Below are 13026 nucleotides of genomic sequence, written 5' to 3' on the forward strand. Positions count from 1 at the left end.
GCAGTCCCCTGCCCGCCGGTCTCTGCCTTGGGGCGGGCTCAGCCGGCCGCCTGCTCGGATTCCTGCGCGGCGATCATCGCCTCGCGCTCTTCCTCGGACTGCATGATGCCGAATTCCATCAGCATCTCTTCCAGCTCGTCCATGGTCACCGGGGTCGGGATCACGCCCTTGCCCGAGTTCTCGTGGATCTTCCGGGCCAACTCGCGGTACTCCATCGCCTGCTTGCTCTCGGGCGCGTACTGCAGCACCGTCTGGCGGCGCAGCTCGGCGTGCTGCACGATGTTGTCGCGCGGCACGAAGTGGATGAGCTTCGAGCCCAGCTTGGCGGCCATCGCCTCGGCCAGTTCCAGCTCCTTGTCGGTCTGGCGCTCGTTGCAGATCAGCCCGCCGAGACGCACGCCGCCGGAGTTGGCGTACTTGAGAATGCCCTTGGCGATGTTGTTGGCGGCGTAGAGCGCCATCATCTCGCCGGACATGACGATGTAGATTTCCTGCGCCTTGTTCTCGCGGATCGGCATGGCGAAGCCGCCGCAGACCACGTCGCCGAGCACGTCGTAGGAGACGTAGTCGACATCCTCGTAAGCGCCGTTTTCCTCCAGGAAATTGATCGAGGTGATGACGCCCCGACCGGCGCAGCCGACGCCCGGCTCGGGGCCGCCGGATTCAACGCATTTGATGTCCTTGAAGCCGACCTTGAGCACGTCCTCGAGCTCGAGGTCCTCGACCGAGCCCATCTCGGCGGCGAGGTGCAACACGGTGTCCTGCGCCTTGGAGTTGAGGATCAGGCGGGTGGAGTCCGCCTTGGGGTCGCAGCCGACGATGAGGATTTTCTGGCCCATCTCGACGAGGGCCGCGAGGGTATTCTGCGAGGTGGTCGACTTGCCGATCCCCCCCTTGCCGTAAAAGGCGATCTGACGAAGTTCGCTCATATCCTTGTCCTTTGGTCTAGTGTGATCAATCTCGCGAAGGTGAGACGGTTCGCGACCGCGCTCAGGAAGGAATGAGCAGGAAGCGTGCCAAGCCCCTTGGGCTTAGAGGTCCTTCGAAATCAGCAACTTGAGAGAAACCGACAGAGTGGAGGAAACCCGACAAAGCCCGACAATGGGGCCGTGGAGAGCTGCGCATGCCCGCACGGGATCAAGGCGGAGCCGCCGGGCGAGCGCCGACCCATCCCCGCGGGCTGGCGCATTTGCATCCTCGCGCATCGGACAAGGGTCATCCGGACTTGGCATGGATGAAGCGCTGGCCACAATCGTTACCGCGCCACGGCACGGCACGGACAGGCGCCCGACCTGGCTCCGGTTGCGCAATCCCGAACGAAAAGCCCCGCCGCGAAGACCGCGACGGGGCATAGTTTCCAGCCTTGGAAGCGCGTCCTACTCCGCCGCCACCGCCTGCGTCAGGTGGCTCATCAGGCTCTCGGGGCTCGACACGCCGTAGGGGTCGTCGGGGCAGTTGTCCATCAGCCCTGGCTCCTCGAACCAGGCCTCGACCACCCCGTCATCGACGATCGCGGCATAGCGCCAGGACCGCTGCCCGAAACCGAGGTTGTCCTTGTCCACCAGCATGCCCATCTTGCGGGTGAACTCGCCCGAGCCGTCGGGGATCACCTGCACCTTCTCGATGCCCTGCGCCTTCGCCCATTGGTTCATCACGAAGCTGTCGTTCACCGACAGGCAGTAGATCGCGTCGATCCCTTGCGCGGCGAAGGCCTCGTATCCCTGCTCGAAGCCCGGAAGCTGGTAGGTCGAGCAGGTCGGGGTGAAGGCCCCGGGCAGCGAGAAGAGGATCACCCGCTTGCCCTTGAAGTAGTCCGCCGTGGTCCTGTCCTGCCAGCGGAAGGGGTTCGGCCCCTCGATCGCATCGTCGCGGACCCGGGTGCGGAAGGTGACGTCGGGCAGTTTCACGTTGGCTTTCATCCTTTGGCTCCTGTTCTGGGAAATGTTTGGGAGACTCACAGCGCCGCGCAGGCCGGATCGGGCGCGGCGACGGGCAGCGGCACGGGCTGCGGCGCGGAGGGGAAGGCTCCGCCTACGGGGTTGAGCCGCGCGAGCATCTCGGGCGTGGCGGAGAGGCTGCCATCCCCGGCGATCATCAGCACCGCCGAGACGCCCATGTCGGCGGCCACCTGCGGCCAGTCTGCGCGCCCCGCGACCGCCAGCGCCGTGGCGGCGGCATCGGCACGGGTGCCGCTGGTGTCCAGTACCGAGACCGAGACGATCTCCGACACCGGATAGCCCGTGCGGGGGTCGAGAATATGCGCGAACCGTTGGCCGTCGTGCTCGAAGTAGCGCTCGTAATTCCCTGAAGTGTAGAGAACTTCTCCAGGCTGCAGATCGACCGACCCCATCGCGCCCCAGACGAACGGATCGCGGATGGCCACCCGCCAGGGACGCCCCCCGTGGGCGCCGATGACGTTCACGTCTCCACCGGCATTTAACACTGCGTTGTCATATCCTTGCGACACGAATCTCACACCGATTTCGTCAAGCGCGGCGCCCTTGGCAAAGCCGCCGAGATCGAGCTGTACCGACCGGTCGGTCGCGCTGATCCGGTCACCGTCGAAGCGCAGGTTCAGGATGCTCGGATGCGCCGCACGCAGCGCCGCGATCTCGGCTTCGGAGGGGGGCGCTCCCTCGGGCGGCGTGTCCTGGTGGAAGCCCCAGAGCTCGATCAGCGCGCCGATCCCCGGCTCGAAGCGCCCGCCGCTGAGGCAGGCCAACGACTGCCCCTCGCGCAGCAGCGCCGCGAGCCGCGGGGCGACTTTCATCGTCTCACCGCTTGCAAGCGCGGCGTTGAGTTCCTCCAGCGCGCCGGGCTGCCAGGCGTGCCAGTCCCGGTGCATCTGCTGCAACGCGCGCCCTGCCTCTGCGGTCAGTGCCTGGGCCTCTGCCGCGTCCTCGCCGTAGAGCACCAGTTCGACCAGCGTGCCGAAGACGTAGAGCGTCTCGCGGAACTCCCGCTCGGGCTGCGCGGCGCGTACCGCGCCGAAGTAGAGCGCCGAGACAAGCAGCCCCCCGGCAATCACCGTGCGGCGCAGTTGCAGCGGGGTCATGTCCTCTCTCCCGCCCCTGTCCCCGCGGGGACGGGCTCTTCGATGCGCAGCGCCTCGGCGACGCTTCCGCGCAATTCGGCGCGGCGCAGGGGCAGCAGCGAGAGCGCGAGGACCGGCAGGCAGAGCAGCGCCGACCAGACATCCGGCAGCCCCAGCGCGGCAAAGAGCGCCAGCGCCAGCACCAGCGCCGCGGGCGGCAGCAGGTAGGCCAGCCCCGCCGCGCCGAGGAAGGCGGCGGCGGGCAGTGCGACGATCACCTCGTCGCCGAGCCGCACCCCCTCGGGACGCGGCAGGGTCAGGCGCATGGTGCCGCCCGCCAGCTCGGCCAGCGCCCCGGCCCCGCAGCCGCTGCGCGCGGCACATGTGCGGCAGGCCGAGGCGCGCGCGCCCTCAAGCGACACGCGGGTGCCGGACACCGCGGTGACGCGCAGCCGCTGGCGCAGCGCGCGCGGATCGGAACAGGCGGCGCGGGTCATGGCCTCACTCCGCCGGGACGATGCAGCCGTCCTCGAAGCAGACCGAGAGGCACTGCGGCACGTCGTGGTCGGGCTCGCATTCGGTGCAGACGTCGGCGTTGATGAAGAACACGCCCTTCTTGGGCACGATGGCGCCGGTCGGGCAGACCGGCTCGCAATCGCCGCAGGAGGTGCAGAGGTCGGAATTGATGAACATGGCCATGGGGTTGGATCCTTTGGTTGATGTTGGGGTCGGGACGGAAGCGGGTCAGCCGGGCCGAACCTTCACCGCCCCGCCCAGCACCTGGCACTGGCAGGCGAGGCGGTCGGAGTGGCCGGCGAGGTTTTCCTTCAGCACCCGCAGCTCCAGCGCCGAGGGCTCCGAGAGGTATTCGGCGCCCTCGACCACATGGGTGAGGCAGGTGCCGCAGTCGCCCTCGCGGCAGCCGTAGGTGATGCCCGCGCCGATCTTCTCGCTGATCTCGATGATCCGCGTCCCCGCGGGGACGGTGACCGTCAGGTCGACGTCGGTGAAGGTCAGCTGCGACTTGGTCATGGCGGCCTCCTGCTGCCGGGGGTTCCGGTGTGATCCAGCAAGCGGCGTGCCAAGTTCAGGGCGCGGAAATGGCGGCGTCCCCGCGGGGCGTCTGGCGAACTGCGCGCCAAGAGGCCGACAAATTGTAGGCAATGCGACAGGGCTGTGGGCAGGCCCCTGCGTAGGGACACACCGGACCGCAGAAGACCGGCGCCGGTTTCCCCGCCTGCCCCGCCCGCGCGCCGATCTTCCTTGAGATTTCCTGAACCGGGCGCGCGGTGAGGAGCGCCTTGCGCGGCCGATTGCGCTCCGTCGACCCCGCTTGGCACGGCGCTTGCTGCTCCCTTGGGCAACCGGCCGCGCTTGCGCGCCGCCCTCCTCAGACCGGAGCACCCGATGGAAGAGTTCTTCATGATCCTGCTGGGCACCGCGCTGGTGAACAACGTGGTGCTGGTCAAGTTCCTCGGCCTCTGCCCCTTCATGGGGGTGTCGCGCAAGGTCGATGCCGCCATCGGCATGGGGCTGGCGACGACCTTCGTGCTGACGCTGGCCGCCATCGCGAGCTGGATCGTCGAGACGGCGATCCTGATCCCGCTCGACCTCGGGTTCCTGCGCATCCTGTCGTTCATCCTGGTGATCGCCGCCATCGTGCAGTTCACCGAGGTGGTGATGCGCAAGCTCGCCCCGACACTCTACCGGGCGCTGGGGATCTACCTGCCGCTGATCACCACCAATTGCGCCGTGCTGGGCGTGGCGCTTCTGAACATCCAGGGCGGCCACGGCTTTGCGCAAAGCGCGCTCTACGGCTTCGGCTCGGCGCTGGGGTTCAGCCTGGTGCTGGTGATCTTCGCCGGGCTGCGCGAGCGGCTGGCGCAGCTTTCGGTGCCTGCGCCCTTCGCCGGGCCGCCGATCGCCTTCATCGCCGCGGGGCTGCTGTCGATGGCCTTCATGGGCTTCGCCGGACTCGTCCCCAACTGACCCTGCCGCCCAACCGACCCTGCCGCCGCACTGACCTTGCAAGGGAGCACCAAGAGATGATCACCGCCGCCGCCTCGATGTCCGCCCTCGGTCTCGGCCTCGGCCTGCTGCTGGGGGCCGCCGCGCGGAAGTTCCACGTCGAGACCCCGCCCATCGTCGACGAGATCGAGCAGCTGCTGCCCGGCACCAACTGCGGCCAATGCGGCTTTGCCGGCTGCCGGGGCGCCGCCGAGGCGGTGGCCGAGGGCAGCGCACCGGTGACGCTCTGCCCGCCCGGCGGGCGCGACGTGGCGCTGCAACTCGCGGATGTCACCGGCAGCGACTGCGGCTGCGGCGCGGCGGGCGGCGCCGACCTGTCGGGGCTGGCCGAGGCCGAGCCCATGGTCGCCTTCATCTTCGAGGACCATTGCACCGGCTGCACCAAGTGCTTCAAGCGCTGCCCGACCGACGCCATCGTCGGCGCCGCCAAGCAGATCCACACGGTGGTCTGGGATGCCTGCATCGGCTGCGACGCCTGCGTCGAGGTCTGCCCGACCGAGGCGATCATCCACCGCCGCAAGCCGCGCACGCTGCAGGGCTGGTTCTGGGAGAAACCGGCGCAGCCCTTCGCGCAATCCGCCGGAGGGCTGTCGTGATGATCCGCTTTTCGCTCTCCGCGCTGAAATCCCCCGGCACGCTGTTCTCGATCCGCGGCGGGGTGCATCCCGAGACCCGCAAGTTCCTCAGCGCCGGGGCGGCCATCGAGGCGATGCCGCTGCCCGCGCTGATCCGCGTACCCTTGCAGCAGCACATCGGGGCGCCCGCCGCGCCGCTGGTGAAACAGGGGGACACGGTGCTGAAGGGCCAGCTCATCGGGCGGGCGCGCGGGCCGGTCTCGGCCAACCTGCACGCGCCGACCTCGGGCAAGGTGATCGCCGTGGGGCATTTCCCGGCGCCGCACCCCTCGGGCCTGCCGGTGGCCACCATCACGCTGCGCCCCGATGGCGAGGACCGCTGGGGCCCGCGCCTGCCGCGCCTGCGCCCCGAGGATGCCGCCCCCGAGGAAATCGCCGCCCGCGTCGCCGAGGCCGGCATCGTCGGCATGGGCGGGGCGACCTTCCCGGCGGCGGTGAAGCTGAACCTGCGGGGCAAGTACCCGCTGCACACGCTGATCCTGAACGCCGCCGAATGCGAACCCTACCTGACCTGCGACGACCGGCTGCTGCGCGAGCACGCCGAAGAGGTCGCCGACGGCGCGGGCATCATGGCGCGGGCGCTCGGCGTCGCGCGGATCATCGTGGTGGTGGAGTCCAACAAGCCCGAGGCCGCCAGCGCCATGCGCCGCCACAACCTCGGCATGGGGCACCCCATCGAGGTGAAGGTGGTGCCGACGCAATACCCCATGGGCTCGGAGAAGCACCTCGTGAAAGCCGTCACCGGACAGGAGACCCCTGCCCGCGCGCTGACCGCCGAACTGGGGATCGTGGTGCATAATGCCGCCACCGCCCATGCGGTGCATGTGGCGGTGCGCTACGGCGAGCCGCTGATCTCGCGGGTGGTGACGGTCTCGGGGCGCGGCATCGCGCGGCCCGCCAACGTCCGGGCGCTGATCGGCACGCCGGTGGCCGACCTCATCGCCCATTGCGGCGGGCTGAGCGGGGAGCCGGAAAAGCTGCTTCTGGGGGGGCCGATGATGGGCCAGCCGGTCGCCAACCTGCGCGTGCCCATCGTCAAGGGCACCAATGGCGTGTTGGCGCTGAGCCCCTCCGAGACCCACCGCAGCGCCGCCATGCCCTGCATCCGCTGCGGCACCTGCGTGCAGGCCTGCCCCTGCGGGCTGACACCTTTCGAGCTGAACGCGCGGATCCAGGCGGATGACCTCGAGGGGGCGGCGGAGGTCGGGCTGCTCGACTGCGTCTCCTGCGGCTGCTGCTCCTTCATCTGCCCGTCGAACATCGCGCTGGTGCAGGGCTTCAACTTCGCCAAGGGCAGGCTGGCCGAGAAGCAGGCCCGCAAGCACCAGCAGGAAGAGACCAAGCGCCTCGCCGCCGCGCGCAGCGCCCGCGAGGCGGCCATCGCCGAGGCCAAGCGCGCCGCCATGGCCAAGCGCAAGGCGGAGATGGCCGCGAAGAAAACGCGCGAGGCGGCGGAAGCTGCAACGCAGCCCGGCGGGGAGGTGGTGAAATGAGACTGCCGCAGGTGGCCAGCGGGCCGCATTTCCACTCGATGTTCAACGTGCCGCGCACCATGGTGGCGGTGATGGTCTGCCTTGCCCCGGCGACCGGCTTCGGGCTGTACCAGTTCGGCTGGCCGGCCATGCTGCTCTTTGCCGTGACGCTGGCCGCGGCGCTGGTCTTCGAGGTGCTGTCGCTGGTGATCGCGGGCCGCCCGGTGCTGCCCTTCGCGACAGACGGCTCGGCGCTGCTGACCGGCTGGCTGGTGGCGATGACCCTGCCGCCCTGGGCGCCGTGGTGGGTCGGGGTGCTGGGCGCCTTCATCGCCATCGTGATCGGCAAGCAGGTGTTCGGCGGGCTGGGACAGAACCTCTTCAACCCCGCCATGGTCGCCCGCGCCATGCTGCTGATCGCCCTGCCGGTGCCGATGACGCAATGGGTGGCGCCCATGGGGCTGAAGGACGGGCCGGGCCTTGCCGACGCGCTGCGCATCACCTTCGGCCACGCGCCGGGCTATGACACCATGTCCAGCGCCTCGGTGCTGGGCCAGGTGCAGAGCCAGCTCGATGCAGGCAGGCCGATGCCTGAGATCCTGGGCGGCATGGCGAGCCTGCACGACCAGTTTTTCGGGCTGATGGCGGGCAGCCTCGGCGAGACCAGCGCGCTGCTGCTGCTGATCGGCGGGCTGTGCCTGGTGCTGCTGCGGATCATCCAGTTCGTCACGCCGCTGGCGGTTCTGGGCACAATCTTCGCGCTGTCGGGCGCGGCCTGGCTGATCGACCCGGACCACTTCGTGCCGCCGCTCTTCCACCTCACCTCGGGGGCGACCATGCTCTGCGCCTTCTTCATCGCCACCGACTACGTCACCGCGCCGGTGACCACCGCCGGGCGGGCGATCTACGGCGCGGGGATCGGCGCGCTGATTTGGGTTATCCGGGTCTGGGGCAGCTTCCCCGAGGGCGTCGCCTTTGCCGTCCTGCTGATGAACGCGGTGACGCCGTTGATCGACACCTACGTGCGGCCGCGGATCTTCGGGCGCACCCGCTCGGGCAAGCCGCTGCCGCTGGCCGCCAGCGCGGGAGAAAAGCCATGACCGATACTGCGCCCGACCCGTCGCGCCTCTCGGCGCTGAAGACCTCGCCCCTCGCCCCGGGGCTGCTGCTGGCGCTCTTCTCGCTGGGCACGGCGCTGATCCTCGCGCTGTCGGACGATCTGACCCGCGATGCCATCGCCACCCGCGCGACCGAGGATCTCTACGCCTCGCTGGCGCAGGTCATGCCGCCGGCCAGCTACGACAACGACCCGACGACCAGCCTGCGGCAGATGCTGGACGGCGAAGAGATGATCCCGGTCTACGTCGGCGCCGAGGGCGCGGACGTCTCCGCGCTGGCCTTCGCGCTCACCGGCTACGGCTATGGAGGCGCAATCCGCGTGCTGATCGGCCTCGATGCGCAGGGCACGCTGCTTGGCGTGCGCGTGTTGGCCCATGCCGAGACGCCGGGTCTGGGCGACAAGATCGAGACCGCCAAGAGCGACTGGGTCAAGGGCTTCGCCGGAAAATCGCTTCAGAGCCCCGCGCCCGACGGCTGGAAGGTCCGCAAGGACGGCGGGCAGTTCGACCAGTTCTCGGGTGCCACGATCACACCCCGCGCGGTGGTTGCCACGGTCCACCGGGGGCTGACGCTGTTCAAGGCAAACCGCGCGGCGCTGCTCGCACCGCTGGACGCAGAGGAGAGAGGCTGATGGCGCAGTACCGCAAGATCGCCCGCGACGGGCTCTGGGACAACAATATCGTCTTCGGCCAGATGCTGGCGCTCTGCCCGCTGCTGGCGGTGACCGGCACGGCGACCAACGGGCTCGGCATGGGGCTGGCGACGACGGCGGTGCTGGTCGCCTCGGGGCTGGCGGTGTCGCTGCTGCGCGGCGCGATCACGCCGGAGATCCGCATCCCCGCCTTCGTGCTGATCATCGCCTGCATCGTCACCGTGGTCGACATGGCACTGAACGCCTGGGTGCACGACCTGCACAAGGTGCTCGGCCTCTTCATCCCGCTCATCGTCACCAATTGCGCCATCCTCGGCCGGGCCGAGGCCTTTGCCTCGAAGCAGGCGCCGCTGGCCTCCGCCTTCGACGGATTGATGATGGGGCTCGGCTTCACCCTTGCGCTGACCGTGCTGGGCGGTCTGCGCGAGGTGCTCGGCTCGGGCACGCTTTTCGCCAATGCCTCGGTGCTGCTGGGCGCGCGCTTCGGGTTTCTCGAGACCGTGGTGATCCCCGATTACCAGGGCTTCCTGCTGCTCATCCTGCCGCCGGGCGGCTTCATCGTGCTGGGCTTCCTGCTGGCGCTCAAATCTCTGGCCGACAGCCGCCGCCGCGCCGCGAGCGCGGCCGAGACCGCCCGCGCCGCGCGCAGCTTCACCGCCGTGGGCGTGCTGCCCCGGCCCGAGGAAGGAGAGACGTCATGAATGTCGGCATCGCCTACGCCCGGCCCACCGCGCAGATCTGGCGCAATCTCGAGGTGCCCGAGGGCGCGACGGTGCGCGAGGTGATCGAGGCCTCGGGGCTGCTTGGCGAGTTCCCCGAGCTTGACCTCGCGGTCAACAAGGTCGGCATCTTCGGCGCCATCGCCAAGCTGGAAAAGCCGGTGAAGGAGGGCGACCGGGTCGAAATCTACCGCCCCATCCACCCCGACGCCGAGCTTCTGGAGAAGAAGAAATGAGCCGCCCCGTCGCATCCCAGAACACGCAAAAGGAGACGCGAATGCAACCCTTTACACGTCGACGTTTCACCACCTCCCTGCTCGCCGGCGCAGGGGCGCTCGGCGTGGCGGGTCTGCTTCCGTCGCTGGGCCGTGCCCGCACGCTGGTCATTGGCGGCGGTCCCGCCGGGGCCATGGCCGCGCTCCGGCTGCGCCACCGCGACCCCGCTGCCGAGGTTCTGCTGATCGAGCGCGATCCGACACGTCTCGGCGGCTCCGCCCCCGGCGCCTTCGGCCAGCCCGGAGCCGGCGTGACCCTGCACGAGCTGGATGCAGCCGGGGTGGGCGTGCTGCTCGACGAGGCGGCGGCGATCGACTGGCGGTCGGCACGGCTGGAACTGTTCAGCGGGCGCCGGATGGCCTTCGACCGGGTGATGCTGGCCCCAGGCACGGCGGCGGTGGACGAGGGGCTCCCCGGCCTCGATGCCACCGCCCGCCACCGCTGGCCCGCCGCCTGGGGCAGCGCGCGCGAGGCGCAGCGGCTGGCGGCGCAACTCGGCGCCCTGTCCGAGCGCGGCCACGTCGTGCTGCGCCTGCCGCGCGAGATCAGCCACCCCGAGGTGGCGCTCGACCGGGCGCTGGTGCTGGCGGCCTGGCTGCGGCGCGCGCGCCCCGACGCGCGGCTGACCGTGCTCGACGGCAGCGACACCGGGGCGCTGGCCGAACGCTTCCACGCCGCCACCGCGCGGCGCGGCGGCTGGATCGAGGCCACGTGGCAGCGGGCGCAGGTGACCGGCGTCGACGCCGAGAGCGGCCGTATCGACACCGACGCCGGACGGCTGCGCGCCGATGTGGTCAATTTCGTCACCCCGCGCAGCGCCGGGCCGCTGGCCCGGATCGCCGGGCTGACGGATGGCTCGGGCTGGTGCCCCTGCGATGCTGCGGGCCGCTCGCTGCAACGGGCGGACGCGGTGATCCTCGGCGATGCGCGCAAGGGCGCCCGGCGCACGCTCGAGGGCGCGACACCGGGGCCGGGCGGGTCAGTCTAGGCCAAGCTCCGGATTTCCGACCTCTGGGAAGGTGCCGTTGCAGAGACGCTGCCCATGTTCCGATCGCGTGACGGAGCGCGCGTATGCCGCGCCGCATGCGTTTGTGCGCGTCCCGGACCCGCATCCCGCGCCGTCTTTCCGGTCGTCCGGCCTCTCGCAGTGAGCCTGACGTCTAAGCTGACCTTGCAGACGTCGTGACCGCTGACGGCCGTAGGGCCAACGCGCGCGCCCAGACCAAAGCGCCCCTCTGGCGCCGGGCGCCATGCTGCACGCAGCTCTGTTCCCCGAGACGGCGCGCCTGATGCGCGTTTTCAAATAGTCTCACAACAATTCCCCCTCAGGCTGGCAGCACATTCGATCCGAGACGTGCCCGCGCCTTCTGCCCCCCTGCGCGCGGCGCGACCCTAAGCCCTTTTTCCGGCGGTCCCTCCAAGGGCCTGCTCCGCGCCGATCCCGCGCGGGGCTCGGTCGACTGCCGCCCCATGCCCCGAGGAGTGCCCTTTCATGCCCAGCGACACCCAGACAGCGCAATTGCAGCTGCGGACCGTACCGGCCGGATTCTACCGCGGCTTCAACCCGGCGGTCTCGATCACTGCCAAGGTCCTGATCACTTTGCTCATGCTGCTGATCCTGCTGGCCCCGGCGCTGGCCACGCAGCAGCTTCAGATGCTGAAGGATCTGGTGCTGACGCGCTTCGCGGGCTGGTACATCTACCTGCTGTCGGGCTTCGTGCTGTTCAACCTGACCGTCGTCTGCCTGCCGGTCTCGGGCCGGCTGCGGCTCGGCCCGCCCGGGGCGCGGCCCGAGATCGGCACCTTCTCGTGGCTGGCGATGATGTTCTGCGCCGGGATCGGCATCGGGATCCTGGTGTTCTCGGTGAGCGAGCCGGTCTCGGATTTCCTGACTAACCCCGACACGCTAGGCGGCGCCCTGCCCGCGGCGCAGGCCGAGACCCTGCCTTCGGCGATGCGCTTCGTGTTCTTCCACTGGGGGCTCTCGGCCTGGAGCAGCTACGTGATTGTCGGGCTGGCGCTCGGGCTTTCATGCCACCGCAACGGCCACCCGCTGACCATGCGCTCGGCGCTGGAGCCGCTGATCGGCAAGCGGCTCGAGGGCCGGCTCGGCGACGTGATCGACGTGCTGGCCATCCTCGCCACGGTCTCGGGCATCGCCACGACCATCGTGCTCGGGCTCGAGCACATCTGCTCGGGGCTGTCGGAGCTGACCGGCAGCCCCTTCTTCGCCGACCAGGCGGGCAACCCGCCGCTGGTGGCGCTGCTGACCGCGCTGGTGCTGGCCATCGCCGCCACCATCGCTTCGATCGTCTCGGGCCTGGAGCGCGGGGTGAAATGGACCTCGCATTGCGGCATCGCGCTGGCCTTCGTGGTGCTGGCGGTCTTCGTTGTCTTCGGCGGCGGCGCACGGGTGATCGGGGTCTTCGTGACGAGCCTGCTGCGCTACGTGCAGACGCTGCCCAGCCAGATGGTGACGCTGTACGATCCGGTGCAGGACAGCGCGCGGCACCTCTGGCAGGGCGACTGGACGATTTTCTACTGGGCCTGGTGGATTGCCTTCGCGCCCTTCGTCGGGCTGTTCCTGGTGCGCATCTCCAAGGGGCGCACGGTGCGGCAGTTCATCCTCGGCGCGATGCTCGGCCCGTCGCTGATGTGCTTTGCCTGGTTCTCCGGCACCGGCGGCTCGGCGCTGCTGATGGAGATCGACGGCCGCGCCGGCGGCACGATCCTGCAGGCCGAGCACGCCTATCGCATCGTCGCCGCGGTGAACGTCATGCTGGGACCGACGGGCGCGGTGCTGATGACCGCCGTGCTGACGCTGCTCTTCCTGGTGCTGATCATGGCCTCCTCGACCGCCGCGATCATTGCCATCAAGTCGATCGGGGCCGGCGGCAGCCCGCAGGGCGAGACGCCGTTGCACTCGATGCTCTGGGCCGTGGTCATCGCCGCGCTCACCGGGGCGATCATCGCCGCCGGCGGCATCGGCGCGATCCGCGATGCGATGCTGGTGATGACCCTGCCCTTCTCGGCGGTGCTGGCGCTCATGTTCCTGTCGGTGCTGCGCCACCTTGCAAGCGGCGCCTGACTT

15 protein-coding genes are annotated in these 13026 nt (G+C 69.7%); 9 read left to right on the forward strand and 6 right to left on the reverse strand.

Annotation, left to right across the window (positions count from 1 at the left end):
• Window positions 1-38: 38 nt before the first annotated feature.
• The 6 genes from nifH to LC039_RS14080 all read right to left on the reverse strand — a co-directional run bounded on the left by nifH (window position 39) and on the right by LC039_RS14080 (window position 4066).
• Window positions 39-929 carry a nitrogenase iron protein gene (nifH, locus tag LC039_RS14055; RefSeq protein ID WP_226625210.1) on the reverse strand — a complete coding sequence of 297 codons (891 nt, stop codon included), beginning with the start codon at window positions 927-929 and terminating at the stop codon, window positions 39-41.
• Window positions 930-1376: 447 nt separating this feature from the next.
• Window positions 1377-1919: a peroxiredoxin gene (locus LC039_RS14060; protein ID WP_226625213.1), complete on the reverse strand. Its 543-nt coding sequence runs from the start codon at window positions 1917-1919 to the stop codon at window positions 1377-1379.
• A 35-nt stretch (window positions 1920-1954) separates the two neighbouring features.
• Window positions 1955-3055 (reverse strand): FAD:protein FMN transferase, encoded by a 1101-nt coding sequence (locus tag LC039_RS14065; RefSeq protein ID WP_226625221.1) that lies wholly within the window; start codon window positions 3053-3055, stop codon window positions 1955-1957.
• Window positions 3052-3531, reverse strand: a complete 480-nt coding sequence (locus LC039_RS14070) for a SoxR reducing system RseC family protein (protein WP_226625223.1) — start codon at window positions 3529-3531, stop codon at window positions 3052-3054. The genes LC039_RS14065 and LC039_RS14070 overlap by 4 nt, the downstream gene beginning before the upstream one ends.
• Window positions 3532-3535: 4 nt before the next feature.
• Window positions 3536-3733, reverse strand: coding sequence for a 4Fe-4S binding protein (locus LC039_RS14075; protein WP_226625226.1), 198 nt, complete (start codon window positions 3731-3733; stop codon window positions 3536-3538).
• 45 nt (window positions 3734-3778) lie between these two features.
• Window positions 3779-4066 (reverse strand): 2Fe-2S iron-sulfur cluster-binding protein, encoded by a 288-nt coding sequence (locus LC039_RS14080; protein ID WP_226625238.1) that lies wholly within the window; start codon window positions 4064-4066, stop codon window positions 3779-3781.
• 375 nt (window positions 4067-4441) lie between these two features.
• Here LC039_RS14080 and rsxA point away from each other — a divergent pair, with 375 nt between their 5' ends.
• The 9 genes from rsxA (at window position 4442) to LC039_RS14125 (ending at window position 13023) form a co-directional block, all read left to right on the forward strand.
• The gene (gene rsxA, locus LC039_RS14085) at window positions 4442-5023 is read left to right on the forward strand and encodes an electron transport complex subunit RsxA (protein ID WP_226625241.1); all 582 of its coding nucleotides are present in this window, start codon (window positions 4442-4444) and stop codon (window positions 5021-5023) included.
• A 56-nt stretch (window positions 5024-5079) separates the two neighbouring features.
• Window positions 5080-5658, forward strand: a complete 579-nt coding sequence (locus LC039_RS14090) for an RnfABCDGE type electron transport complex subunit B (protein ID WP_226625244.1) — start codon at window positions 5080-5082, stop codon at window positions 5656-5658.
• Window positions 5658-7190: an electron transport complex subunit RsxC gene (gene rsxC / locus LC039_RS14095; RefSeq protein WP_226625246.1), complete on the forward strand. Its 1533-nt coding sequence runs from the start codon at window positions 5658-5660 to the stop codon at window positions 7188-7190. The genes LC039_RS14090 and rsxC overlap by 1 nt, the downstream gene beginning before the upstream one ends.
• Entirely contained in the window at window positions 7187-8269 is a 1083-nt protein-coding gene (locus LC039_RS14100) for an RnfABCDGE type electron transport complex subunit D (protein ID WP_226625249.1), read from the forward strand. The genes rsxC and LC039_RS14100 overlap by 4 nt, the downstream gene beginning before the upstream one ends.
• Window positions 8266-8919, forward strand: a complete 654-nt coding sequence (gene rsxG / locus LC039_RS14105; RefSeq protein WP_226625251.1) for an electron transport complex subunit RsxG — start codon at window positions 8266-8268, stop codon at window positions 8917-8919. The genes LC039_RS14100 and rsxG overlap by 4 nt, the downstream gene beginning before the upstream one ends.
• Window positions 8919-9641 carry an electron transport complex subunit E gene (locus LC039_RS14110; RefSeq protein ID WP_226625254.1) on the forward strand — a complete coding sequence of 241 codons (723 nt, stop codon included), beginning with the start codon at window positions 8919-8921 and terminating at the stop codon, window positions 9639-9641. The genes rsxG and LC039_RS14110 overlap by 1 nt, the downstream gene beginning before the upstream one ends.
• On the forward strand, window positions 9638-9895 hold the full coding sequence (locus LC039_RS14115; protein WP_226625269.1) for an RnfH family protein: 258 nt from the start codon (window positions 9638-9640) through the stop codon (window positions 9893-9895). The genes LC039_RS14110 and LC039_RS14115 overlap by 4 nt, the downstream gene beginning before the upstream one ends.
• Window positions 9896-9936: 41 nt before the next feature.
• Window positions 9937-10923 (forward strand): FAD-dependent oxidoreductase, encoded by a 987-nt coding sequence (locus LC039_RS14120; protein ID WP_226625271.1) that lies wholly within the window; start codon window positions 9937-9939, stop codon window positions 10921-10923.
• Between the two features lie 504 nt (window positions 10924-11427).
• The gene (locus tag LC039_RS14125) at window positions 11428-13023 is read left to right on the forward strand and encodes a BCCT family transporter (protein ID WP_226625273.1); all 1596 of its coding nucleotides are present in this window, start codon (window positions 11428-11430) and stop codon (window positions 13021-13023) included.
• Window positions 13024-13026 lie beyond the last annotated feature (3 nt).

This window comes from Alloyangia pacifica, assembly GCF_020524285.1.
Lineage (GTDB): Bacteria > Pseudomonadota > Alphaproteobacteria > Rhodobacterales > Rhodobacteraceae > Salipiger > Salipiger pacificus_B.